Genomic DNA, 21,199 nt, shown 5'->3' on the forward strand with positions numbered 1-21,199 from the left:
CCCCTGAATCAACAACACAGCGCCTGGAGTAGCAGTGGCCCCGCAAAACCATCCGGAGGCGCCGTCCGCCGAAGAGACCGCATGGCGTCTCTACATGGACCTCCGAGAGAATCCATGCCGCACGGGCGCGTTGAAGCTGACGCACTGGCTGCGGGAAGACCAGGCGCATCCGCCCGCATTCGACCGCGCCCTGCGCCTCTGGGCGCTGGCGGGTGCCGCTCTGGTCGTCAGCCGCCGCAGGAATCTTCATCCGCCCACGGGCGGGCTCGAATGAGGCGCGCCGGGTTGGCCGCGCACTGCCTCGTGCCCGACGAATGCGTTCGCACCGCGGCGTCGCTTTTCGCTTGCATGCACGCCTCGCCGACTTTGCAGAACACGGAGGAACTGGCCCGGTGGCTTGGGAAAGACCCACGGCACCTGCGCGCGCTCGACATCGCGCTGGCGGAGTGGGGCCTTGTGCAGTCCGGCCACCCCGTGGGGAACGTGCGCGGCGCCTGACACGGCCTGAAGCGGCGAAGGACTCAGCGCGTTCGCAGGGTCACGCTGCCGTCCGGCTGCGGTTCGGCGGCCAGAGGCAGGATCGTCGGCAGGGCGGCCACGAGGCCGTCGGAATCGTTGGTGCGGAAACGGCCCGACAGCCGCATCGCATCGATGCGCGGGTTCGTGCTGACGATGGGCCGCGCGCGGTAGCTGTTGACCGCGGCCAGGGCGTCGCCGAGCGGCGTGTTCTCGAAGACCAGCCAGCCATTGCGCCACGCGGACAGGGCTGCCGTGTCGGTTTGCCGCACTGCGGCGGCCCGGTCGTCGTCGATTTCAAGCAGGTCGCCCACGCGCAGGTCGATCGCTTCCTCCCCCGTGCCGGCCGATTCGTTGCGGGGCGAGACGTGCACGCGCACATGGCCATGCTCCACGCCCACGGTGATCGGGCCGCCACGGTCGCGCACGGTGAACGCGGTGCCGACCACTTCGATGGTGGCGCTGCGCGTGCGGACCCTGAAGGGGCGGTCTGCATCGCGCGCCACCTCGAAGCGCACTTCCCCGTGCGCCATGTCGACGGCGCGGTGCTGGCGATAGAGCGCCACGTCGATCGCGCTCTGCGGTGCCAGGTCGAGCTGGCTGCCGGGCGCGCCGCTGCGGCCGTCGGTCAGCGTCACCTTCAGCATCTGCGCGGTACGGGTTTCGTAGGCTGCGCGGAACACGGGTTGCTGCCAGTACCACTGCACGCCCCGGCCCGCGACAAGGCCGGTGCCCAGCAAGGCGGCAACCGAAAGCAGCATCTTGCGGCGCTGCTGCCGGTGCGTCGATGCGGCAGCAGCGGCAGCCGCGTTGGCCATCAGCGCGGCTTCGGGTTCGTCGAAGTGCGCGCGCAAGTCGTTTGCCATGCCGCCGAGTGCGTCCCAGCGCTCGCGTGCCTCCTGCACGGCCGCTGCATGTTCCGCCGATTTGCCGCGCCACTGGTTGAGCAACGCGCGGGCGCGGCCTGCGGCCTCGCCGGGTGCGATCTCTCCTTCGACGATCAGCGCGAGCGCGCGCTCGATCAGCCGTTCGCGCGGAGGAGCGCTTGCCGCCATGCTGCCGCCGTTCACGAGAAGTCTTCGGCCAATGCCGCGTCGAAGCCTGGCCGGCTCAGCACGACCTGCGGCTCGATCAGCTCCGAGCGCAACTCGGCGAACACGCGCGAGCAATCGATGGTGGCGCGCAGCAGGTGCTTGGCCACAGCCATCTCGGTGATGTTCAGCCGCTGCGCAATTTCAGCGCGCGTGTGGCCGTAGGCGCGGAACAACAGGAACACCTCGCGCCGGCGCGGCGGCAGTTGCTCCATGGTTTCGACCACCCGCGCCAGCACCCGTTGCTGGGCCACGACGTATTCGCTGGACTGGGCCGTCTGGTGCGTGCCGATGCCCGCATGCGTGCTGACCCATTCCTGCGCGACCTTGCGCCGGCGTGCATCGTCGACGCACAGGTTGCGCGCCACGCGAAACAGCAGGGCGCGGGGCGATTCGATGGAATAGGCGGCGTCCTGCAGATCGGGCAGTGCATCGCCGCGGTTGCCGCCGCGCGTCTTGAGCGATGCCGCATAGACCCGCTCGAAGCTGGACTGCGCGATGTCGGCCGCGTAGTGCGGATCTCTCAGGTCGCGAGTGAGCTGCCGGCGCAAGTCCGCGTAGTGAGCTACCAGTTCCTGAACGAGGTCGCGCATCCGGCCGCCTTCTCGCAAGCATCGACGATGGACCCCGGGGCCATTCGCCAGAACGCACCGACGGATTCGCCTCGACTTCCGCATGGGAAGAGGCGAGCTGGCCGCAGAAGCATTTGGTTTTGAAAATCCCCGGGAAGGGTGAATAAGAACTATTCTTATTGGAGTGTATCACTGAATTGTTGGCTGAAGACATGACTGTGGCGCGTCACGGATGACCCCCGTCCCCGCCCACTGGCTGTTGAAAACTAACGTTGTCAGGTTCTCGCGGCGTTGCCGCATCCACTCACACTCCAGAGAGATCCTCATGTCTTCTTCCCGTTTCGTGGCGCCTTCGCCCGATGCCCCCCAACCGGGGCTGATCGAACGCACGTTCACCCGCCTGTTCCTGCGTCCGGTGCGCGTCATCGCGGCCACCAGCCTGTCGACGCGCTTCCGCTTCATCGACCTCGAAGGCGCGGCCTTCGAAGGCCATCGCTGGTCGCCTGGCCAGAAGCTCCAGATCAAGGTCGGCGGCGGGTTCGAGGCGCGCACCTACACCCCTGTGTGCAGGGATGCCGCGCGCGGAGTCATGCGCATCGTGGCGTTTGCGCACGGCGAGGGGCCGGGCAGCGAATGGGTGCGGCGCACCCAGCCCGGCGACGAACAGCAGGTGTTCGGGCCGCGCCGCTCGCTGGAACTCGAGCCGCTGCCGGCGTCGACGATCCTCTTCGGCGACGAGACCTCCTTCGGCCTCGCGGCGTCGCTGTGCGGCAAGGACGCGCCTGGGCAGGGCGTTCGCGCCGTGTTCGAGGTGGACGCCATCGCCGAATCTCGGCAGGTGCTGGATGCGCTGGGCATCCAGCCGCTCGCGCTGATGGAGCGTCGCACCGACGACTCGCACCTCGGCGAACTGCTGGCCGCGATGGTGCCGCCCATGGACGGCAGCACGCACTATGTGCTGACCGGCAAGGCCGCGTCGATCCGGCAGATGAGTCGGGCGCTCAAGGCGCAGGGCGTCGAGGCGCGGCGCATCAAGGCCAAGGCCTACTGGGCGCCGGGGAAGACCGGGCTCGACTGAACGCGGGCCGTCAGGCTAGACCCGGATCACGCGGCCCGGGTTCAAAATGTTCTTCGGATCGAGCCCGCGCTTGATCGCCCGCATCATCTCCAGCGCCACCGGCGACTTGTGCTTCTCAAGCTTGTCGACTTTGAGCGAGCCCACGCCATGCTCGGCCGAGAACGAGCCGCCGAACTTCTCGACCGCGTCGTACACCAGCGTGTTGATGCGCTCTTCTTCGTTCTTCAAAAACGCCTTGGTGTCGATGTTCTCCGGCGCCTGCACGTTGTAGTGCAGGTTGCCGTCGCCCAGGTGGCCGAAGTTCACCAGCCGCACGCCGGCGATCTCGCGCGCCAGCAGCGCGTCGGTTTCTTGCACGAAGGCCGGAATGCGCGACACGGGAATCGAGATGTCGTGCTTGATGTTCAGGCCTTCCTCGGCTTGCGCGAGCGGAATGCTTTCGCGGATATGCCACAGCTGGTGCGCCTGCGTGAGGTTCTCGGCTACCACCGCGTCGGTCACGCAGCCGTCTTCGAAGGCGGTTTCGAGCAGCGCCTCGAAGCGCGCGCGCGCGTGGTCTTCGGATTCGCTGTCGGAGTTTTCGAGCAGCACGCAGTACGGCACGGCCTCATCTTTGATGAAGGGCACGCGCAGCTGCGGTATGTGCTTGTCGACCAGGCTCAACGCAAACTTGCCCATCACCTCGAAGCCCGTGAGGCCCGAGCCCAGGTGCTTGTGCGCCAGGCCCAGCAGCGTGACCGCGTGGTCGAGCGATGGCACCGCAGCCCAGGCCGTGAGCTGCGCGGCCGGCAGCGGGTAGAGCTTCATGGTCGCAGCGGTGATGATGCCGAGCGTGCCTTCGCTGCCGATGACGAGGTCGCGCAGGTCGTAGCCGGTGTTGTCCTTGCGCAGGCCGCTGGTGCCTTCCCAGATCTCGCCCTGCGGCGTGACCACTTCGAGGCCCAGGCACAGCTCGCGCGTGTTGCCGTAGCGAACCACCTGCGTGCCGCCTGCATTGGTCGCGAGGTTGCCGCCGATGGTGCAGCTGCCTTCGGCCGCGAGGCTCAGCGGGAACAGGAAGCCGGCCTTCTCGGCCGTCTCCTGCAGCGTTTGAAGGATGCAGCCGGCCTCGACGGTCATCGTGAGGTTGGCACCGTCGATGGTGCGGATCGCGTTCAGGCGCTGCAGGCTCAGCACGACTTGCGTGCCGCTGTCGTCGGGCGTGGAGCCGACTGCCAGGCCGGTGTTGCCGCCTTGCGGCACGATGGCCGTGCCGGCCGCCGCGCAGGCCTTGACCACGTCGGCCACCTGCTGCGTGGTGCCGGGCCGCACCACGGCCAGCGACTTGCCGCGCGCGCGCTTGCGCCAGTCCTGCTCGTAGGCGGTGAGGTCGCCCTCGTTCAGCACGTTCGCCGCGCCGACGATGGCGCGCAGTTGATCGATCAGGGAAGAAGAAGCAGCAGTGGTCATTGGGCGGAAGCCTCCAGTTGGCGGGCAGCGTTCTTGGCGTGGCGCAGGCGCAGCCGCACATGCCATGCGCAGGCCGCGAAGAGCACGAGGCACAGCAGCACCTCGACGAGCGCGAGCACCTGGCCCACGCCGTTGGTGTCGCTCCAGGCGCGCACCACGCCCTCGGTGAAATAGAGCCAGATCATCAGGCTGACCCAGCGGTAGGTGTACATGCGGTTCTTCCACAGGCCCGCGAGCGGAATGACGAGCGGCAGCACCTTCAGCGCCAGCAGCGAGCCGCCCGGGCGCAGCGGCGCCAGCCACAGCTCCCACGCGAGGCCCAGCACGATGAGGCCGACGAGGCTGCCCACGGCGGCCCAGCGGGTCGCGCGAACGGAGGAGGGCGGGAGCGGAGTGTCGGACACGTTGGGCGGCGAAGAGAAGAGAGCGCCCGGCAGGCGGCCAGCGGCGACGAAAAGAGCGGATGGCATGATAGCCGCCATGAATCGCAGGCAACTCTGGAGGGATCTTTCGCGCTTTCCGTGGCGCAACACCGCAGCGGTGCTGGGCGAGCGCTTTCGCGAAGACCGGCTCGGCCTCACGGCCAGCAGCCTGACCTTCACCACCACCATCGCGATGGTGCCGTTCTTCACCGTGGCGCTGGCGCTGTTCACCGTGTTCCCCATGTTCGCGAAGATGCAGGGCCGGCTGCAGCGCTGGCTCATCGAGAGCCTGATTCCCGACAACATCGCGCGGCAGGTGCTGGGCTACCTGAACCAGTTCGCGAGCAAGGCCAGCGGGCTGGGCATCGCGGGCCTGATCGTGCTGCTGATCACCGCCATTGCGCTGATCCTCACCATCGACAAGACGCTCAACAACATCTGGCGCGTGCGCTCGCCGCGGCCGTTCGCGCAGCGGGTGCTCATCTACTGGGCAGCCATCACGCTGGGGCCGATCATCCTCGCGGTGAGCCTGTCGACCACTTCGTACGTGGTCTCAGCCACCAGCGACGTGGTGGGGCGCGGCATGGTCAAGCTGTTCTTCGACACCTTCGAGTTCGCGCTGCTCGCGGTCGGCATGGCCTCGCTGTACCACTACGTGCCCAACACCAACGTGCGCTGGTCGCATGCATGGGCCGGCGGCATCTTCGTGGCGGCCGCCATCGAGATTGCCAAGCGCGTGCTGGCCTACTACCTGAGCCTGGTGCCGACCTATTCGGTGCTGTACGGCGCCTTTGCCACGGTGCCGATCCTGCTGGTGTGGATCTACGTGGCCTGGGTGATCGTGCTGCTCGGCGCGGTCATCGCGGCCTACCTGCCGAGCCTGCTCACGGGCGTGGCACGGCGCGGCGGCACCGCGGGCTGGCCCTTGCAACTGGCAATGGAAACGCTGCAGCACCTGGCCCGCGCGCAGGCCACGCCGGCCAAGGGCATGGGCGCGACCGAACTGGTGACGCGCATGCGGGTCGATGCGCTGCAACTGGCGCCGGTGCTCGAAACGCTGGTGGCGCTCGACTGGATCGCGCCGCTCGCGGAAGAGCCCGCCAACGAAGACCCGCGCTATGTGCTGCTCGCGGACCCTTCGACGCCCATCGAGCCGCTGCTGAAAGAACTGCTGATGCCGCAGGCAGAGCCGCTCGAAGACCTCTGGCAGAAAGGTCCGTTGCGCTCGCTGCGCCTGGGCGACGTGCTCCTGATTTAAGAGCTAGATCTTCACGCGGCCCAGCCAGATGTCGCGGTACATGGCCCAGTCGCCCATGAAGGAATAGAGCGGCCGCTTGAACGAGGCCGGCTTGTTCTTCTCGAACCCGAAGTGCCCGACCCAGGCAAAGCCGTAGCCCGCCACCAGCCCGGCCAGCAGCCACAGCGGATTGAGCGTGACCACCAGCGCCACCAGGCACAGCAGCGAAATGGTCGAGCCCGCGAAGTGCAGCCGCCTGCAGGTGAGGTTGGCGTGCTCGGTCAGGTAGAAGGGATAGAACGCCGCAAAGCTCTTGAATTGACGCGGATCGACGGCAGATCCTGGGGCAGTCGTGGTGTTCATCGTGCGAGTCTCCTGTGCCCTTGAAACCCGGTGAGGGAGGGCCTTGTCCATAATAGCCACGACCTTCCGGCCGCACCACCCCGGCCTTCCGATCACACCACTGACGCATCAGCCTTGAGCGCCCTTCCAAGCACCCCCGAATCCGTCGAGCCGGCCAGCAACGATGCGCCGTGGGTCGTGTGCCTTTGCGCCGAATGGTGCGGCACCTGCCGCGACTACAGGCCGCTGTTCGAAGAGGTGGCGCGCGCGCACCCGCAGTTCCGCTTCGCCTGGGTCGACATCGAAGACCACGCCGACATAGCCGACGCCTTCGACGTAGAGACCTTCCCGACCCTGCTGGTCGCGGGCGCCGACGGCACGCGTTTTCTGGGCCCGCTGCTGCCGCATGCCGAGACGTTGTCGCGCATGCTCTCCGCGCTGCAGCCGCCGAAGCCTTCGAGTTTCGACGTCGACCTGCTGCTCGCCGTGCTCAACAAGAAACCGACCGTTTTCACGGTCTGACCGGAAGCCCCTCTCATGAAAATCCTGATCTTCGGCGCCACCGGCATGGTGGGGCAGGGCGTGCTGCGCGAGTGCCTTCTGGCGCCCAACGTCGAGAGCGTCGTTGCGGTCGGCCGCAATGCCACGGGTCAGCAGCATCCCAAGCTGCGCGACCTGGTCCACAAGGACATGTACGACTACAGCGCCATCGAGGCGCAGTTGCAGGGCTTCGATGCCTGCTTCTTCTGCCTCGGCGTGTCGTCGGTGGGCATGAAGGAGCCCGAGTACAAGCGCATCACCTACGACCTGACGCTGGCCGCCGCCACCGTGCTCGCTCGGCTCAACCCGGCCATGACCTTCACCTACGTGACGGGTGCCGGCACCGACAGCAGCGAGCGTGGCAGCAGCATGTGGGCGCGTGTGAAGGGCGCGACCGAAAACGCCCTGCTACGCCTGCCGTTCAAGGCGGCCTACATGTTCCGACCCGGCATGATCCAGCCGCTGCATGGCGTGCGCTCGAAGACGCCGCTCTACGACGCCGGGATCTTCATACTCAAGCCCGTGCTCGGGCTGGCCCACAGCCTGTGGCCGAACAAGGTGACGACCACCGAGAAGATCGGCCGCGCCATGCTGGCCGTGGCGCGCAACGGCGCGCCGAAGAAGGTGCTCGATCCGGCGGATATCAACGCGCTGGGCTGAGGAGCTTCTTCAGGCCGCGGCGGCCCGCGCCCGCCCCAGCTTGCGCCGGCCCGCGCTGGCGATCGCGCTCACCAGATGCCGCACGAAGTCCTGCGCCAGCGGCGGCAGCGTGCGGCCTTCGAGCGCCAGCACCTGCAACTGGCGCTGCTGAAGCGGCGCCTCCGCAAAAGGCCGCGCCACCACCGTGCCCGCGTCGATCAGGTGCATCACTGTGAGAAGGCCCGACAGCATCACGTCGGGCGTGCGCAGCAACGGCAGCAGCACCGACGAGAAATTGCTCACGAACAGCGCGTGGTACTGCAGCCCTTGCAGGCTGCAGGCCTGGTCGAACAGCTGGCGCGCGGTCACGCCCCTGTCGCCCACGGCCAGCGGGTAGCGCACCGCGTCGGCCACCGACACCACGCGCTGGCGCGCCAGCGGATGGTCGGGGCGCAGCACCGCGTACACCGGCGCGGTGGCCGTGTGTTCGATCTTCAGGCCGGGCTCGGGCGCGACCACGTACTTGAGCGCAATGTCGGTCTCGCCGCGCGCCAGCAGCGCGCTCACGCCGTCGGGCGAGCCCACGTGCAGTTCGAGTTGGCAGCCCGGATTCGCCGTCTCGAAGCTGCGCATCACCAGCGGCATGAAATGCCCCGCAAAGCCCTCGGTGCAGGCCATGCGGATGCGCCGTGCGCGCTGCCCGCCGAGGTCGCGCACCTGCTCGACCACCTGCTCGATGTCGATCTGCGCATTGCGCAGGTGCGCGGCCAGCCGTTCGCCGGCGGCCGTGAGCGCCATGCCGCGCGCATGCCGCTCGAACAGCGGCGTGCCCAGGCTGTCTTCGAGCTTGGCGATTTGCCGGCTCACCGCCGACGACGCCACGAACAGCCGCGCCGCCGCCTGGTTGACCGAACCGCTGCGCGCCACTTCGAGGAAGTGGCGCATCGGGATGCTGAGGAGCGGGAGCGTCATGACGTTGGAGTATTGCTTTCAAGGCAATGGTAGCTTGCCAAAACGATGCTGGAAGCATCGGCCTTCAGGCCTTGTACTTGCTGCACCCGATGGACAGATAGACAAGGAAGCCCTTCATGCAACGCACAGACAGCCTGGCCGCTGCCGCCGCCTACTTCGACGGGGGCGGCTTCTTCGCCGACCTCCAGCGCCGCATCGCCTTTCGCACCGAGAGCGATACCGGCGCAGCCACGCCCGCGCTGGAGGCCTACCTGCGCGAAGAAATGATTCCGCCGCTCGCGGCGCTCGGTTTCGTCTGCGAGGTGATCGCCAACCCGGTGCCCGGCGGCGGGCCGTTCCTCATCGCGCGCCGCATCGAAGACCAGTCTCTGCCCACGGTGATGACCTACGGCCACGGCGACGTGGTCAGCGGGCAGGACGCGCAGTGGGAAGAGGGCCTCGCCCCGTGGGCGCTGACCGTGCACGGCGAGCGCTGGTATGGGCGCGGCACCGCCGACAACAAGGGCCAGCACAGCATCAACCTCGGCGGTCTCGCCGCCGTGCTCGAAGCGCGCGGCGGGCGCCTGGGCTACAACATGACGTGGCTCGTCGAGATGGGCGAGGAGGCCGCCTCGCCCGGCCTGCACGCGGTGTGCGCGCAGGAGCGCGACAAGCTGCGCGCCGATCTGTTCATCGCCAGCGACGGTCCGCGCGTGAGCGCCGCACGGCCCACGCTGTTTCTCGGTTCGCGCGGCGCGGTCAACTTCAGCTTGCGGCTGCGCGCCCGGCCACGTGGCTATCACTCAGGCAACTGGGGTGGCGTGCTCGTCAATCCGGGCACGGTAATCAGCCACGCGGTGGCCTCACTGGTGGATGCGCGCGGCCGCATCCTCGTCGAGGCGCTGCGCCCGCCTCCGGTCACGCAGGCCGTGCGCGATGCGTTGGCCGACATCGCCATCGGCGGCGGCGCGGACGACCCCGCGGTCGACGAGGGCTGGGGCGAGCCCGGCCTGAGCCCGGCCGAGCGGCTGGTGGCGTGGAACACCATCGAGGTGCTGGCGCTCGGCGCGGGTTCGGCGCAGCGGCCCGTCAATGCGATTCCCTCTGAAGCCGTGGCGCATTGCCAGCTGCGCTTCGTGGTCGGCACGCCGTGGCAAGACCTGGAGAAGATCGTGCGCGCGCACCTGGACGCGCACGGCTTCGGTCAGGTCGAGGTGCAGATCACGCTGACCGGCGCAGCGACGCGGCTCGATGTCGAAAACCCGTGGGTGGGCTGGGCGCGCCGCTCCATCGCACAGAGCAGCGGGCAGCGCGTCGACCTGCTGCCCAACCTCGCGGGCTCGCTGCCCAACGACGTGTTCGCCGACCTGCTGGGGCTGCCCACGCTGTGGGTGCCGCATTCGTACCCGGCCTGCGCGCAGCACGCGCCCAACGAGCACCTGCTTGCGCCGCTGGCGCGCGAGGGCCTGCAGATCATGGCTGGCCTCTACTGGGACCTGGGCGAGCCGGGGCTCGCGCCGTGGGCCGCCGGGCAGCTGCCGCCATCCGTTTCCTCCCTTTCCTGACACGCACCATGAACCTCGTCATTTCCCGTCGCGCCTTCGGCCTGCTGCTTTCCGCTTCTGCCGTCCTGAGCGTCCAAGCCCCCGCCTTCGCGCAGAACGGCTGGCCCGACCGGCCCGTCAGGCTGGTCGTGCCCTTTCCGCCGGGCGGCGGCACCGACATCGTGGCGCGGGCGATGGGGCAGACGCTGTCGGAGCATCTGGGCCAGCCCATCGTGGTCGACAACAAGCCCGGCGCCTCCACCATCATCGGCACTGACGCGGTCGCCAAGGCCGCGCCCGACGGCTACACGCTGCTGCTATCGGGCTCTACCAGCTACAGCGTGAACCCGGCGCTGCGTACGAAGCTGCCGTACGACCCGGTGCGCGACCTTGCTCCCATCGCTATCGTGGCGCGCACGCCGCTGGTGCTGGTGGTGGGCAAGGGCACGCCGTGGCACTCGATGCCCGAGCTCATCGCTGCGGCCAAGGCCAAGCCGAAGAGCATCCGCTACGCCACCTTCGGCGCGGGTTCGGGCCCGCACCTAGCCGGTGAACTGCTCGCGCTGGCCGCCGGCATCCAGCTCCAGGACATTCCGTACAAGGGCAGCAGCCAGAGTTCGATGGCGGTGATCGGCGGCGAGATCGAGATCGGCATCGACACCGTGGCCGCCGTGGCGCCGCATGTGCGCTCGGGCAAGCTGCGCGCGCTGGGCATCGTGGGCGCGACGCGCTCCAGCATGCTGCCCGAAGTGCGCACGCTGGCCGAGCAGGGGCTGCCTGACGCGACCTTCGATGCCTGGTACGGCTTTGCCGCGCCCGCCCGAACTCCGGCGCCGGTGATCGACAAGCTCGCCCGCGCGGTCACAGCGACCATGGGCAACCCGGCGCTGCAGGCGCAGTTGCGCGCGCAGGGCATGGAACCGGTGGCGATTGGCGCAGCGGCGTTCCGTGCGCAGATGGAGGGCGAGATCTCGCGTTACCGGGCTCTTGCGCACCGCGCGGGGATCGCGGCGGAATAAGGGCGTGCCTGCTCAGGCTGTCGCGAAGTCACGCAGCGCGAACAGCACCTCGTCGGGCGCCTCGCTCATCAGCGAGTGGCCGGCGTGCACCGTCACCACCTTGGCGTTGCGCGCCTTGCCCACCAGCGCCTTGGTGGCGCGCGGCGGCGTCATCTGGTCGGCGTCGCCGAGCAGGAACAGCACCGGGCACTGCACTTTCTCCATCGCGGCCTCGCCGTTGGCGTAGTCGTTGCAGGCCTTGAAGCCGATGTGGAACACGTTCGCATCGCGGTTGCTCGCGAGCACGCGGCGCATCAGCGCGCGAGAGCTGCCATAGAGCCAGGTGCCCGGGCCGAGCGAGGAGGGCGGCGGCGCCAGCAGCGAGTGCGAGAAGGTGTTGACCATCGCGATGGCGCGCTGCGGGTCGCTCACCGAGCTTTCGAGCAGCGCGGGCGACACCACCATCGGGTAGGCCGTGCCGACCATCGCGAGGTGCGTGATGCGGTCGGGTGCGCGCGAAGCTGTTTCGAGCGCGATCAGCGAACCGAAGCTGTGGCCGACCAGCGCGGCCTTCTGCACGCCGGCCGCGTCGAGCAGCGCGATGACGAACTGCGCTGCGTCTTCCACGCTGGCGGGCGGGGGGCCTTCGCTCTTGCAATGGCCCGGCAGGTCGACTGCGAGCACGTTCCAGCCGTGGTTGGCGAACCAGCGGCTCTGCAGGATCCACACGCTGTGGTCGTTGAGCACGCCGTGGATGAACACCACGGTCGGCTTGGCCGCATCGAAGGGCTTGCCGCCGGTGTAGCAGTAGGTGGTGTGGCCGTTGACGGTGTAGTTCATGTCAGGCGCCCGCCTTTTCCGCAGCCTTCAGGGCACGCTTCAAGTCGTCGATCAGGTCGGCCGGGTCTTCCAGCCCGATGGAAAGGCGGATCGTCCCCTGAGAGATACCCGCCCCCGCCAGCGCCTCGTCGGTCATGCGGAAGTGCGTGGTGCTCGCGGGGTGGATGACCAGGCTGCGGCAGTCGCCCACGTTGGCCAGGTGGCTGAACAGCTTCAGCGCCTCGATGAAGGCCTTGCCCTGCGCGCGGCTGCCCTTGATGTCGAAGCTGAACACCGCGCCCGCGCCGCGCGCACCATGGCGCAGCAGCTTCTGCGCGAGCACATGGCTCGGGTGCGATTCGATCAGCGGGTGTCCCACGCGCGACACGAACGGGTGTGTGGACAGGAGCTCGACCACCTTCTGCGTGTTGTCGATGTGGCGCTCCATGCGCAGCGGCAGCGTCTCGATGCCCTGCAATATGAGCCAGGCGGTGTGCGGGCTCATCGAGGCGCCGAAGTCGCGCAGGCCCTCGCGCCGGGCGCGCAGCAGGAAGGCGCCGACAGTGCTTTCCTCGCTGAAGACCATGTTGTGGAAGCCGTCGTAGGCTTGGGTCAGCTCGGCGAATTTGCCCGACTTTTCCCAGTCGAAGCTGCCGCCGTCGACCACCACGCCGCCGATGACGGTGCCGTGGCCCGACAGGAACTTGGTGGCCGAGTGATAGACCAGGTCAGCGCCCCAGTCGAAGGGCTTGATCAGGTAGGGCGAAGTCAGGGTCGAGTCGACCAGCAGCGGCACGCCGGCCTCGTGGGCGATGTCGCTCACGGCCGGAATGTCGAGCACATCGAGCCCGGGGTTGCCCACGGTTTCGCCGAAGAACAGCTTGGTCTCGGGGCGTACCGCGGCGCGCCAGCCGTCGAGGTCGCCGGGCTTCACGAAGGTGGTGTCGATGCCGAAGCGGCGCATCGTGTAGTGCAGCAGGTTCTGCGAGCCGCCGTACAGGGCCGTGCTGGCCACGATGTGCGAGCCCGCGCCCATCAGCGTGGCTACCGACAGGTGCAGCGCCGCCTGCCCGCTGGCGGTGGCGATGGCGCCGATGCCGCCTTCGAGCGCCGACACGCGCTGCTCCAGCACCGCGTTGGTCGGGTTGCTGATGCGCGAGTACACGTGGCCCGCGCGCTCCAGGTTGAACAGGGCGGCCGCATGGTCGCTCGACTCGAAGACGAAGGAGGTGGTCAGGTGGATCGGCACCGCCCGAGCGCCGGTGGTGGGGTCGGGCGCGGCGCCGGCGTGCAGCGCGAGGGTGTCGAAACCGGGGTCGGAATATCCGGGCATGAGGGCCTTTCTGGGTCTGGGCAGTTGTCTCCTGGCAATGCTCCGTTACGTCTGCAATTCATGCGTCCGCGACATGGGCGCTCAGGTCGGCGTCGATTGTGGGCTATATTCAAAAACGGCACGCCCGCCGAGATAGCCGAGATTGAGTCCGAGAGGAGCACACGATGAAAGTCAGCGACATCCTTCGCGTCAAGGGCAATACGCTCTTCACCATCACGCCAGACGACCTGCTGGCAGAAGCCGCCAACACCATGGCGGAAAAGGACATCGGTTCGCTGGTGGTCATGGAGCACGGCGACCTGGTCGGCATGCTCACCTTCCGGGAAGTCATCGTGGCCATCGTCGGCAACGGCGGCCAGGTCGGCACCACGCTGGTCCGCAAGGCCATGGACGACGCCCCCGTCACCTGCACGCTGGAAACCGACCTCGACGAAATCCGCCGCATCATGCTGGAGCGCCACGCGCGCTACATGCCCGTGATGGACAAGCGCATGCTGATGGGCGTGATCAGCTTCTACGACGTGGCCAAGGCCGTGGTGGACAGCCAGAACTTCGAGAACAAGATGCTCAAGGCCTACATCCGCGACTGGCCGGCGGAAGACGAAAAGGCCGGTTGATCCCGGCCAGCCCGCTCAGGGCAGCCGCGCGATCTGCGCGCGCAGCAGCGTGTAGAAGCCTTCGGTGTCGGCCTCGCTGATCCACAGCGTATTGGGCGCGCGGCGGTTGTAGCCGCGAAAGTCGACCACCGTCGCGCCGGTCGTGAACTCGCCCTTCGTTTCCACGTCGACGCTCACCTTCGCACCCTTGAAGAGCTCGGGCTTCAGCAGATACGCGATCACGCACGGGTCGTAGATCGGTCCGACCGCCACGCCCCGGCGCCGCAGGCCGTACGCCATCATCGAATCGAAAATATCCGCCACCACCTTGCCGGCGTTGTTGCCCATGGTGCGAAAGGGCACGATGCGCTCGGGCGTGAGCAGCACGCGGCGCGCCGCGTCGTGCGACATGGCCGTCACCGGCACGCCGCTGCGGAACACGATCGAGGCCGCCTCAGGGTCGGCGTACACGTTGAAGGTGGCAGCGGGCGTGATGTTGCCGCCCACGCCCCAGGAGCCATCCATCACCACGATCTCGGCAATGGCGGGCTTGATGTCGGGCGCCGAGTTGAGCGCGGCCGCAAAGTTGGTGAGCGGCCCCAGGCCCACGAGCGTGATGCTCTTCGGGGGCGCGGCGCGCAGCGTCTCGATGATGTACTGCACCGCGTGCGTGGGCATCAGCGGGCCGCGCGGCTCGTGCAGCGTCGGGCCTTCCATGCCTGTCTTGCCGTGCACGTCGTCGGCGAAGATGGGTTCGCGCACCAGCGGGCGCGGGTAGCCGGCGTAGACCGGAATGTCGGGCCGGCCGGCCCAGTCGCGCACGATGCGCGCGTTCTTCTCGGTCACGGTCAGCGGCAGGTTGCCCACGCTCACCGTCAGCGCCTTAATGTCGAGCCGGTCGGTTGCGGCCATGGCCATCAGCAGGGCAATGGCGTCGTCCTGGCCGGGGTCGGTGTCGATGATGACCTGGCGCTTGCCTGCCACGGGCGGCAACCGCGTGGCGGGTGTGCCCGCGAGCGCCTGTGCCAGTTCGGCGGGGCTGGGGCTCTGCGCGAAGGCCATGCCTGCAAGGCCGGCAGCGGACACGCCCAGCAGGGCGCGGCGGGACAGCATGGGCAGCATCGTCTTCGTCACACGCTCACTCCTTGATGTTGGCCGTCTGCACGATCTTCTGGTTGCGCGCGTACTCCGTCTGCACGAACTTCGCGAAGCTCTCGGGCGTGCCGCTGCCCGGCAGCGCGCCTTGCTCCATCAGCTTGCTGCGCACGCCTTCTTCCTGCAGCACCGCGTTGAGCTCGTGGTTGATCTGCGCGACCACGGCCGGCGGCGTCTTCGCGGGCGCGAAGATGCCGGTCCAGCTCACCATGTCGAAGCCCTTGAGGCCGGGCATCTCGTCGAAGGTGGGCACGTTGGGCAGCGCGGCCAGCCGCTTGCTGCTGGTGATGCCGAGCGCCTTCAGCCGCTTGCCGTTCACGTGCGGAATGGCGCTGGTGCTCACCAGCATCGCCAGGTCGACCTGGTCGCCGATGACGTCGGTGGCAATCTGCGCGCCGCCGCGGTAGGGCACGTGCGTGACGAAGATGCCGCTGCGCTCCTTCAGCAGTTCCATGGCCAGCTGCAGCACCGTGCCCACGCCCGAGGTCGCGTAGTTGTATTTGCCGGGCCTGGCCTTCGCGAGCTTCACGAAGTCGGAAAAAGTCTGGGCCTCCAGGCCGGGGCGCGCCACCAGCACCATCGGCGCGGTGTTGAGCAGGCCGACCGGCGCCAGGTCTTTCAGCGGATCGAAGCGGAAGGCCGTGGGGTTGACCAGCTTGCCGATGGCGATGGCGCTGTCGGGCCCCACCACCAGCGTGTAGCCGTCGGGCGTGGCGTTCACGGCCTTGGCCACGCCGATGGCACCGCCCGCGCCGCTCACGTTCTCGATCACCACCGATTGCTTGAGGCGTTCTCCGAGGCGCTGCGCGACGAGGCGCGCATTCACGTCCACGCTGCCGCCGGCCGTGTAGGGAACGATCAGCGTGATGGGCTTGGCAGCGGGCCATGCCTGCGCGAGGGCCGCGGTGGGAAGCGCGGCGCAAAGTGCGGCGGCAAGGAGCAGGCGGCGGGGTGTGTTCATGGCGTGGGTCATTCGAGGATGGTGGGGGCGGGTTCAGTGTCGAGGCGGGCGCGCAGCGTGTCGAATTCATCGCTCCACTGCGTGCGCCATGCGCGGCGCTGCGTGTCGTCGATCCACGCGCCGTCGAGGCCGTTGTGCATGAAGCCGCGCAGGTCGTCCAGGCCGAAGCCGAAGTCGCGCACCATCATCAGCCAGGCCTGCGTGGGCGTGACCTTGTGCAGCGTCGGGTCGTCGGTGTTGGGGTGGATGCGCAGGCCCAGGCCGGGCATGCGGCGGATCGGGTGATCGATGGCCCATCGCTCGGGCGGCAACGTGCGCAGGTAGTACGAGTTGGTCGGCACCACCGTGAAGGTCACGTCGCGATCAGCACATTCGCGCGCGAAGTCGGGCTGGTCGACCACCGTGTAGCCGTGGTCGATGCGGTCGACCTGCAGCACGTCGAGCGCGGTGCGCACGTTGGTCCAGGGCATGCCGAACTCGCCCGCGTGCGCGGTGGTCTTCAGGCCTGCCTTCTTCGCATCGACATAGGCCTGCGTGAACAGTTCAGGCGGACGGTCGACCTCGCGGTAGTCGATGCCGATGCCGATCACCTCGTCGCAGCGATGCGCCTTGACCCACTCGACCATCTCCACGGCCGCCTCGGGGCTGGCTTCGCGGTCGATGGCGGCGATGAGGCGGCCGGTGATGCCGAACTCCTGCTGCGCGTCCTGGATCGCTCGGACGATGGCGCCTTGCGCGAGCGGATAGGCAATGCCCGACTCGTGCACGGTGCCGGTCGGGTTCCAGAAGAACTCGGCGTAGCGCACGTTGTGCGAGGCCGCGTCCTGCAGGTATTCGAGCGTGAGCTGGTAAAGGTCGCCGGCGCTGCGTACCAGCTGGGCGTCGAGCGCGCGCAGCACCCGCAGCACGCCGACCGGTTTTTCGCCGCGCGTGTAGAAGCCCTCGATCTCGTCGGCCGCCAGCGGCGAGCCGGCGCGCAGATTGAGCTGCTTGAAGGTTTCGTGGCGCACCGTGCCGAACAGGTGGCAATGCAGCTCGGCCTTGGGCATGGCGCGGAGCATCGATTCCAGCGTGAGAGGCGCTTGGGGGGCGGGCGTGGGGCTGGTCATGCTGACCAGTCTAGTAACGGCGCTCTCATAAAGAAAATTTTGAATTTCTATAATTTGATTCACTGAATCAATAACCAGAGATTCGCCCATGACCGCCTTGCCCCTGCGTGCGCTCACCTTGCGCCAGCTGCAGTTCTTCTCGGTGCTGGTGGAAGAAGGCCAGTTCGGCCGCGCCGCGCGCCGGCTCGCCATCACGCAGCCGGCCCTGAGCAACGCCATCAAGCAGATGGAGAAGCTGCTCGGTGCCGAACTGCTGACCCGCTCCACCCACCGGCTGGAACTCACGCCCGTGGGCGCCGAGGTGCTGGCGCGCACCGATTTCCTCGTCAACACCTTCGAGGTGGCGCTGCGCGACATCGAAAGCACGGTGCAGCGCGGCCGCGCCTTCGTGCGCATCGGCGTGATTCCCTCGGCCAGCGCGCGCGTGGCTGCTGCTGCCAGCGAGTTTCTGCAGAGCGGGCAGCGCGAGGTGGAGCTGGCCTGGCGCGATGCCCCCTCGAACACGCTGCTGGCCGAACTGCGCAGCGGGCAGATCGACATGGCGGTGGCCGCCATCACCGAGCCGCCCGGTGGGCTGACCTGCATCGACCTGTTCCGCGATCCGCTGGTGCTGGTGGTGCGGCGCGACCACGCGCTGGCGGCGGCTGGCGATGCCCAGTGGGAGGCCATCGGCAAGGAGCGACTGGTGCTGTTCGAACGCGGCAGCATGCCTGCGCTGGGCAACCCGGCGCGCGCGCAGTTTGCGCAGGGCCCGGAGCCGTACCGCGTGAGCTATTCCGAAACGCTCTACGCGCTGGTGCGCAGCGGGCAGGCGCTGGGGTTGATGCCGCGCCTGTACACCTCGTCGCTGCGCGACCCCGAACTGGTGGTGGTGCCGCTGCTGAAGCCCCGCGTCGAGCGCCGCGTGGTGCTGGCCTACCTGCCGGGGCCGATGCGCAACGTGGTGGCGCAAGAGTTGATCGCGTTCCTGCGCGAGCGCCTGCCGCAGGCCGGCGAGGCGACGGTGCGGCGCGTGAGCGGCAAGGGCGTGCGCGCGCGGCGCCAGTCCTAGCCGTTCAGTTCGGCCGCGGCGTGGATCGTCTCGCGCACGCGCGGATAGATCTGCGCATTCCACTTGCTGCCGCTGAACACCCCGTAGTGCCCCACGCCAGCTTGCAGGTGGTGCGTCTTGAGGTACGGCCGGATGCCCGTGCACAGGTCTTGCGCCGCCACCGTCTGGCCCACGGCGCAGATGTCGTCGCGCTCGCCTTCGACCGTCAGCAGCGCGGTGCGGCGGATGGCGGCGGGGTTCACGGTGCGGTCGCCCACGGTGAGCACGCCTCGTGGCAGGTCATACGTCTGGAAGACACGTTCAACGGTCTCCAGGTAGAACTCGGCCGGCAGGTCGTTCACGGCCAGGTACTCGTCGTAGAAGGTGCCGATAGTGCGGGCCTTCTCGATGTCGCCCTCGACCAGGTGGCTGTACATGTCCTCGAACTGCTTCTTGTGCCGCTCGGGGTTCATGCTCATGAAGGCCGACAGCTGCAGGAAGCCTGGGTACACGCGCCGCATCATGCCCGCGTGCGGCCACGGCACATGGCTGATGAGGTTGCGCCGGAACCACTCGATGGGCTTGCTGGTGGCCAGCGTGTTCACACCGGTCGGGTTGATGCGGCAATCGACCGGGCCGGCCATCAGCGTGAGGCTGCGCGGCGTGGCGGGGTTGTCGTCTTCGGCCATCAGCGCGGTGGCGGCCAGCGCGGCCACGCAGGGCTGGCAGACCGCGACCATGTGCACGCCCGGCCCCACGGCCTCCAGGAAGCTGATGAGCTGCAGCGTGTAGTCGTCCAGGCCGAAGCCGCCGTGCCACAGCGGCACGTCGCGCGCGTTGTGCCAGTCGGTCAGGTACACGTCGTGGTCGCGCAGCAGGGTGCGCACGGTTTCGCGCAGCAGCGTGGCGAAATGGCCCGACAGTGGTGCGGCCAGCAACACCGGCGGATGCACCGCATCGGTGTCCTTGCGGAAATGCAGCAGGGTGCCGAAGGGCGAAACGAGGGTTGTCTCCTCGTGCACGGCCACTTCCGCGCCGTCGACCGTGACGCTATTTATGCCGTAGTCGGGCCGCGTGTGGGTCAGCCGCATGCGCGAGAACACCTCGAACTGGGCGGCCATGCGCCGCAATATGGTGCGCTCCGTGCCGTCTTTCCACAGGGCCTTGCTCATGTACTGCGCCGCGAGCCGCGCCGGAGAGAGCAGGTCGGCTTGGTTCTGGTAGGCCCGGTACAGCATGAATACCTCGCAGGCAAGTTGCGGGCCAACCGCATGGCATGGCGCTTGCACGCAACGGCACAACGCCCAAGGAGCTTCACGATGGCCAAACCCGTTCTCACCATCAGCAGCAAGAACTACGGCGCGTGGGCGCTGCGCGGCTGGCTGATGTGCAGGCTGGCCGGGTTGGACTTCAGCGAGAAGGTCATTCCGCCTGATGACCCGGCCATGAAGGCCGAGATGCTGCTGCTGTCTTCGTCGATGCTGGTGCCCTCGCTGCAGCACGGCAGCGTGAAGGTGTGGGACACGCTGGCCATCGGCGAATACCTCAACGAGATCAAGCCCAAGGCCGGCCTGTTGCCGGACGACGTGGCGGCCCGCGCCCATTGCCGCGCCATCTGCGGCGAGATGCACTCGGGTTTCGGCTCGATGCGCGGCGCGCTGCCGATGAACATCAAGGCCCACTTCAAGAGCTTCAAGGTGTGGTCGCGCGCGCAGGCCGACATCGATCGCATCGTCGCCATCTGGCGCGAATGCCTCAAGGCCTATGGCGGCCCCTTCCTGTTCGGCAAGCAGCCGGGCATGGCCGACGCGATGTATGCACCGGTGGTCACGCGCTTCCTGAGCTACGACGTGGCGCTCGACAGCGTCTGCGCGGCTTACTGCAAGCGCGTGATGGAACTGCCGGCCATGAAGGAATGGGTGACAGCCGCGAAGCAGGAGCCCGACGAGATCGACGAGCTCGACGCGGAGTTCTGAGCAGCGCGCTTCATGAACTCGCCGGGGGCGGCTCGAAGTTGGCCTGCGCCAGCTTGCGTTCGATGTTCTGCGCGGCCTGCTGCAGGTCGCCCAGGTGGGCCGACACGATCTCACGCTCGCTCTTCACCGCCGGCAGCCAGGCGCAGCTGAGGCAGCCCACCACCAGCTCGCCCTTCCGCAAGGGCACCGAGATCGCGCCGAAGCGGTCGGGCGAATCCATGCTGGTCGAGGTCGGGTCACGCGCCACGTAGCCGAGGTCGCGCGCGTGCGCCACCATGCGCCGGATGTTCTCGGGCCGCCGCGCGCTGCGGTCGAAGTCGTTGGGCGAACGCGCCAACGCCGCGAGGATTTCGCGCCGCTCGTCCTCCGGACAGAACGCCAGGTAGCAGCGCCCCAGCGAGGACAGCAGCATCGGTGGGCGAAAGCCCAGCGCGCGGTAGTTGACGGCCAGGCCGTTGCGCGGCCGGTCGGTGTCGAGGATGAGCATGGCCGTGCCGTCGCGCACGCCCAGGTCGATGGGCCATGGCACCACCCGCTGCAGCGTGGCACGCGCCGGTGCAGCCAGTGCCGACAGGCGTGTGCGCCATGCCATCGCGGGGCCCGACTGCCCTGTGGCCGACGTCGGCACGTAGCGCCTGTCGTGCTCGCTGCGCTCGGCCCAGCCTGCCTGCTGCAGCGTCTTGAGGATGCGCAGCAGCGTGGCCTTCGACAGGCCGGTCTGCCGGTGCAGCTCCTGCAGCGTGACTGCCGACGAGCGCTGGATGGCCAGCATCACGTCGAGCCCGCGGCGCAGCGCGTCGATGGCTTTCACGCTCTGCGCGCCCGTGGTGTCCGACATGCC

The 21,199-nt window shown here is 68.2% G+C and carries 23 protein-coding genes; 10 read left to right on the forward strand and 13 right to left on the reverse strand.

The window, feature by feature from the left end; translation table 11 throughout:
* The first annotated feature begins 94 nt into the window (after positions 1–94).
* Positions 95–274, forward strand: a complete 180-nt coding sequence (locus ACSFBF_RS14980) for a hypothetical protein (RefSeq protein ID WP_435468215.1) — start codon at positions 95–97, stop codon at positions 272–274.
* A gap of 247 nt (positions 275–521) precedes the next feature.
* Here the strand turns inward: ACSFBF_RS14980 and ACSFBF_RS14985 are convergent, their stop codons facing one another.
* Positions 522–1,586 carry a FecR family protein gene (locus ACSFBF_RS14985; protein ID WP_435468217.1) on the reverse strand — a complete coding sequence of 355 codons (1,065 nt, stop codon included), beginning with the start codon at positions 1,584–1,586 and terminating at the stop codon, positions 522–524.
* A complete protein-coding gene (locus ACSFBF_RS14990) occupies positions 1,583–2,200 on the reverse strand; it encodes an RNA polymerase sigma factor (RefSeq protein WP_093051594.1) in 618 nt (205 codons plus the stop codon). The genes ACSFBF_RS14985 and ACSFBF_RS14990 overlap by 4 nt, the downstream gene beginning before the upstream one ends.
* A gap of 304 nt (positions 2,201–2,504) precedes the next feature.
* Here ACSFBF_RS14990 and ACSFBF_RS14995 point away from each other — a divergent pair, with 304 nt between their 5' ends.
* The gene (locus ACSFBF_RS14995; protein ID WP_435468219.1) at positions 2,505–3,257 is read left to right on the forward strand and encodes a siderophore-interacting protein; all 753 of its coding nucleotides are present in this window, start codon (positions 2,505–2,507) and stop codon (positions 3,255–3,257) included.
* A gap of 15 nt (positions 3,258–3,272) precedes the next feature.
* On the opposite strand, the gene ACSFBF_RS15000 is transcribed toward ACSFBF_RS14995, so the two are convergent.
* Together ACSFBF_RS15000 and ACSFBF_RS15005 are read right to left on the reverse strand one after the other, a co-directional pair.
* A complete protein-coding gene (locus tag ACSFBF_RS15000) occupies positions 3,273–4,706 on the reverse strand; it encodes an FAD-binding oxidoreductase (protein ID WP_435468221.1) in 1,434 nt (477 codons plus the stop codon).
* Positions 4,703–5,176, reverse strand: coding sequence for a DUF2069 domain-containing protein (locus tag ACSFBF_RS15005; protein WP_307614962.1), 474 nt, complete (start codon positions 5,174–5,176; stop codon positions 4,703–4,705). The genes ACSFBF_RS15000 and ACSFBF_RS15005 overlap by 4 nt, the downstream gene beginning before the upstream one ends.
* On the opposite strand from ACSFBF_RS15005, the gene ACSFBF_RS15010 reads away from it, so the two are divergent.
* Entirely contained in the window at positions 5,175–6,386 is a 1,212-nt protein-coding gene (locus ACSFBF_RS15010; protein WP_435468223.1) for a YihY family inner membrane protein, read from the forward strand. The two genes, ACSFBF_RS15005 and ACSFBF_RS15010, sit on opposite strands and share 2 nt — an antisense overlap.
* A 3-nt stretch (positions 6,387–6,389) precedes the next feature.
* Here the strand turns inward: ACSFBF_RS15010 and ACSFBF_RS15015 are convergent, their stop codons facing one another.
* Positions 6,390–6,728, reverse strand: a complete 339-nt coding sequence (locus ACSFBF_RS15015) for an Mpo1-like protein (protein WP_435468225.1) — start codon at positions 6,726–6,728, stop codon at positions 6,390–6,392.
* Between the two features lie 114 nt (positions 6,729–6,842).
* Between ACSFBF_RS15015 and ACSFBF_RS15020 the strand changes: the two genes are divergently transcribed.
* Both ACSFBF_RS15020 and ACSFBF_RS15025 read left to right on the forward strand, forming a co-directional pair.
* Entirely contained in the window at positions 6,843–7,229 is a 387-nt protein-coding gene (locus ACSFBF_RS15020; RefSeq protein WP_435468227.1) for a thioredoxin family protein, read from the forward strand.
* A 15-nt stretch (positions 7,230–7,244) separates the two neighbouring features.
* A complete protein-coding gene (locus ACSFBF_RS15025) occupies positions 7,245–7,907 on the forward strand; it encodes an NAD-dependent epimerase/dehydratase family protein (protein ID WP_435468229.1) in 663 nt (220 codons plus the stop codon).
* A 9-nt stretch (positions 7,908–7,916) separates the two neighbouring features.
* On the opposite strand, the gene ACSFBF_RS15030 is transcribed toward ACSFBF_RS15025, so the two are convergent.
* On the reverse strand, positions 7,917–8,858 hold the full coding sequence (locus tag ACSFBF_RS15030; protein WP_435468231.1) for a LysR family transcriptional regulator: 942 nt from the start codon (positions 8,856–8,858) through the stop codon (positions 7,917–7,919).
* Positions 8,859–8,974: 116 nt separating this feature from the next.
* On the opposite strand from ACSFBF_RS15030, the gene ACSFBF_RS15035 reads away from it, so the two are divergent.
* Both ACSFBF_RS15035 and ACSFBF_RS15040 read left to right on the forward strand, forming a co-directional pair.
* Positions 8,975–10,402, forward strand: a complete 1,428-nt coding sequence (locus ACSFBF_RS15035; RefSeq protein WP_435468233.1) for a M20 family metallopeptidase — start codon at positions 8,975–8,977, stop codon at positions 10,400–10,402.
* Between the two features lie 8 nt (positions 10,403–10,410).
* Positions 10,411–11,400, forward strand: coding sequence for a Bug family tripartite tricarboxylate transporter substrate binding protein (locus ACSFBF_RS15040; protein ID WP_435468235.1), 990 nt, complete (start codon positions 10,411–10,413; stop codon positions 11,398–11,400).
* Positions 11,401–11,412: 12 nt separating this feature from the next.
* Here ACSFBF_RS15040 and ACSFBF_RS15045 read toward each other — a convergent pair whose 3' ends face one another.
* Together ACSFBF_RS15045 and ACSFBF_RS15050 are read right to left on the reverse strand one after the other, a co-directional pair.
* Positions 11,413–12,219, reverse strand: a complete 807-nt coding sequence (locus ACSFBF_RS15045) for an alpha/beta fold hydrolase (protein WP_435468237.1) — start codon at positions 12,217–12,219, stop codon at positions 11,413–11,415.
* Position 12,220: 1 nt separating this feature from the next.
* Complete coding sequence (locus ACSFBF_RS15050) at positions 12,221–13,531, reverse strand: O-acetylhomoserine aminocarboxypropyltransferase (protein WP_435468239.1); 1,311 nt, start codon at positions 13,529–13,531, stop codon at positions 12,221–12,223.
* Positions 13,532–13,695: 164 nt separating this feature from the next.
* On the opposite strand from ACSFBF_RS15050, the gene ACSFBF_RS15055 reads away from it, so the two are divergent.
* The gene (locus ACSFBF_RS15055; protein ID WP_093051560.1) at positions 13,696–14,148 is read left to right on the forward strand and encodes a CBS domain-containing protein; all 453 of its coding nucleotides are present in this window, start codon (positions 13,696–13,698) and stop codon (positions 14,146–14,148) included.
* A gap of 15 nt (positions 14,149–14,163) precedes the next feature.
* Here the strand turns inward: ACSFBF_RS15055 and ACSFBF_RS15060 are convergent, their stop codons facing one another.
* From ACSFBF_RS15060 to ACSFBF_RS15070, 3 genes are read right to left on the reverse strand one after another with little or no spacing between them, the layout of a single operon-like run.
* Complete coding sequence (locus ACSFBF_RS15060; protein ID WP_435468794.1) at positions 14,164–15,249, reverse strand: nucleoside hydrolase; 1,086 nt, start codon at positions 15,247–15,249, stop codon at positions 14,164–14,166.
* A gap of 16 nt (positions 15,250–15,265) precedes the next feature.
* Positions 15,266–16,243, reverse strand: a complete 978-nt coding sequence (locus ACSFBF_RS15065; protein ID WP_435468241.1) for a Bug family tripartite tricarboxylate transporter substrate binding protein — start codon at positions 16,241–16,243, stop codon at positions 15,266–15,268.
* An 8-nt stretch (positions 16,244–16,251) separates the two neighbouring features.
* Complete coding sequence (locus ACSFBF_RS15070; protein WP_435468243.1) at positions 16,252–17,352, reverse strand: adenosine deaminase family protein; 1,101 nt, start codon at positions 17,350–17,352, stop codon at positions 16,252–16,254.
* Positions 17,353–17,440: 88 nt separating this feature from the next.
* On the opposite strand from ACSFBF_RS15070, the gene ACSFBF_RS15075 reads away from it, so the two are divergent.
* Positions 17,441–18,403, forward strand: a complete 963-nt coding sequence (locus ACSFBF_RS15075) for a LysR family transcriptional regulator (protein WP_435468245.1) — start codon at positions 17,441–17,443, stop codon at positions 18,401–18,403.
* Here ACSFBF_RS15075 and ACSFBF_RS15080 read toward each other — a convergent pair.
* Positions 18,400–19,620 (reverse strand): polyhydroxyalkanoate depolymerase, encoded by a 1,221-nt coding sequence (locus ACSFBF_RS15080; protein ID WP_435468247.1) that lies wholly within the window; start codon positions 19,618–19,620, stop codon positions 18,400–18,402. The genes ACSFBF_RS15075 and ACSFBF_RS15080 overlap by 4 nt on opposite strands.
* An 81-nt stretch (positions 19,621–19,701) precedes the next feature.
* On the opposite strand from ACSFBF_RS15080, the gene ACSFBF_RS15085 reads away from it, so the two are divergent.
* Entirely contained in the window at positions 19,702–20,358 is a 657-nt protein-coding gene (locus tag ACSFBF_RS15085) for a glutathione S-transferase (RefSeq protein WP_435468249.1), read from the forward strand.
* A 10-nt stretch (positions 20,359–20,368) separates the two neighbouring features.
* On the opposite strand, the gene ACSFBF_RS15090 is transcribed toward ACSFBF_RS15085, so the two are convergent.
* Complete coding sequence (locus ACSFBF_RS15090; protein WP_435468251.1) at positions 20,369–21,196, reverse strand: helix-turn-helix domain-containing protein; 828 nt, start codon at positions 21,194–21,196, stop codon at positions 20,369–20,371.
* Positions 21,197–21,199 lie beyond the last annotated feature (3 nt).

Source organism: Variovorax nivicola (assembly GCF_051216475.1).
Lineage (GTDB): Bacteria > Pseudomonadota > Gammaproteobacteria > Burkholderiales > Burkholderiaceae_C > Variovorax.

What these genes read in the sequence shown, in the direction of transcription:
- ACSFBF_RS14980 (WP_435468215.1), top strand. Translation starts at nt 95, where the DNA reads ATGGACCTCCGAGAGAATCCATGCCGCACGGGCGCGTTGAAGCTGACG.
- ACSFBF_RS14990 (WP_093051594.1), bottom strand. Translation starts at nt 2,200, where the DNA reads ATGCGCGACCTCGTTCAGGAACTGGTAGCTCACTACGCGGACTTGCGC.
- ACSFBF_RS14995 (WP_435468219.1), top strand. Translation starts at nt 2,505, where the DNA reads ATGTCTTCTTCCCGTTTCGTGGCGCCTTCGCCCGATGCCCCCCAACCG.
- ACSFBF_RS15000 (WP_435468221.1), bottom strand. Translation starts at nt 4,706, where the DNA reads ATGACCACTGCTGCTTCTTCTTCCCTGATCGATCAACTGCGCGCCATC.
- ACSFBF_RS15010 (WP_435468223.1), top strand. Translation starts at nt 5,175, where the DNA reads ATGATAGCCGCCATGAATCGCAGGCAACTCTGGAGGGATCTTTCGCGC.
- ACSFBF_RS15005 (WP_307614962.1), bottom strand. Translation starts at nt 5,176, where the DNA reads ATGCCATCCGCTCTTTTCGTCGCCGCTGGCCGCCTGCCGGGCGCTCTC.
- ACSFBF_RS15015 (WP_435468225.1), bottom strand. Translation starts at nt 6,728, where the DNA reads ATGAACACCACGACTGCCCCAGGATCTGCCGTCGATCCGCGTCAATTC.
- ACSFBF_RS15025 (WP_435468229.1), top strand. Translation starts at nt 7,245, where the DNA reads ATGAAAATCCTGATCTTCGGCGCCACCGGCATGGTGGGGCAGGGCGTG.
- ACSFBF_RS15030 (WP_435468231.1), bottom strand. Translation starts at nt 8,858, where the DNA reads ATGACGCTCCCGCTCCTCAGCATCCCGATGCGCCACTTCCTCGAAGTG.
- ACSFBF_RS15035 (WP_435468233.1), top strand. Translation starts at nt 8,975, where the DNA reads ATGCAACGCACAGACAGCCTGGCCGCTGCCGCCGCCTACTTCGACGGG.
- ACSFBF_RS15040 (WP_435468235.1), top strand. Translation starts at nt 10,411, where the DNA reads ATGAACCTCGTCATTTCCCGTCGCGCCTTCGGCCTGCTGCTTTCCGCT.
- ACSFBF_RS15045 (WP_435468237.1), bottom strand. Translation starts at nt 12,219, where the DNA reads ATGAACTACACCGTCAACGGCCACACCACCTACTGCTACACCGGCGGC.
- ACSFBF_RS15050 (WP_435468239.1), bottom strand. Translation starts at nt 13,531, where the DNA reads ATGCCCGGATATTCCGACCCCGGTTTCGACACCCTCGCGCTGCACGCC.
- ACSFBF_RS15055 (WP_093051560.1), top strand. Translation starts at nt 13,696, where the DNA reads ATGAAAGTCAGCGACATCCTTCGCGTCAAGGGCAATACGCTCTTCACC.
- ACSFBF_RS15060 (WP_435468794.1), bottom strand. Translation starts at nt 15,249, where the DNA reads ATGCTGCCCATGCTGTCCCGCCGCGCCCTGCTGGGCGTGTCCGCTGCC.
- ACSFBF_RS15065 (WP_435468241.1), bottom strand. Translation starts at nt 16,243, where the DNA reads ATGAACACACCCCGCCGCCTGCTCCTTGCCGCCGCACTTTGCGCCGCG.
- ACSFBF_RS15070 (WP_435468243.1), bottom strand. Translation starts at nt 17,352, where the DNA reads ATGACCAGCCCCACGCCCGCCCCCCAAGCGCCTCTCACGCTGGAATCG.
- ACSFBF_RS15075 (WP_435468245.1), top strand. Translation starts at nt 17,441, where the DNA reads ATGACCGCCTTGCCCCTGCGTGCGCTCACCTTGCGCCAGCTGCAGTTC.
- ACSFBF_RS15080 (WP_435468247.1), bottom strand. Translation starts at nt 19,620, where the DNA reads ATGCTGTACCGGGCCTACCAGAACCAAGCCGACCTGCTCTCTCCGGCG.
- ACSFBF_RS15085 (WP_435468249.1), top strand. Translation starts at nt 19,702, where the DNA reads ATGGCCAAACCCGTTCTCACCATCAGCAGCAAGAACTACGGCGCGTGG.
- ACSFBF_RS15090 (WP_435468251.1), bottom strand. Translation starts at nt 21,196, where the DNA reads ATGTCGGACACCACGGGCGCGCAGAGCGTGAAAGCCATCGACGCGCTG.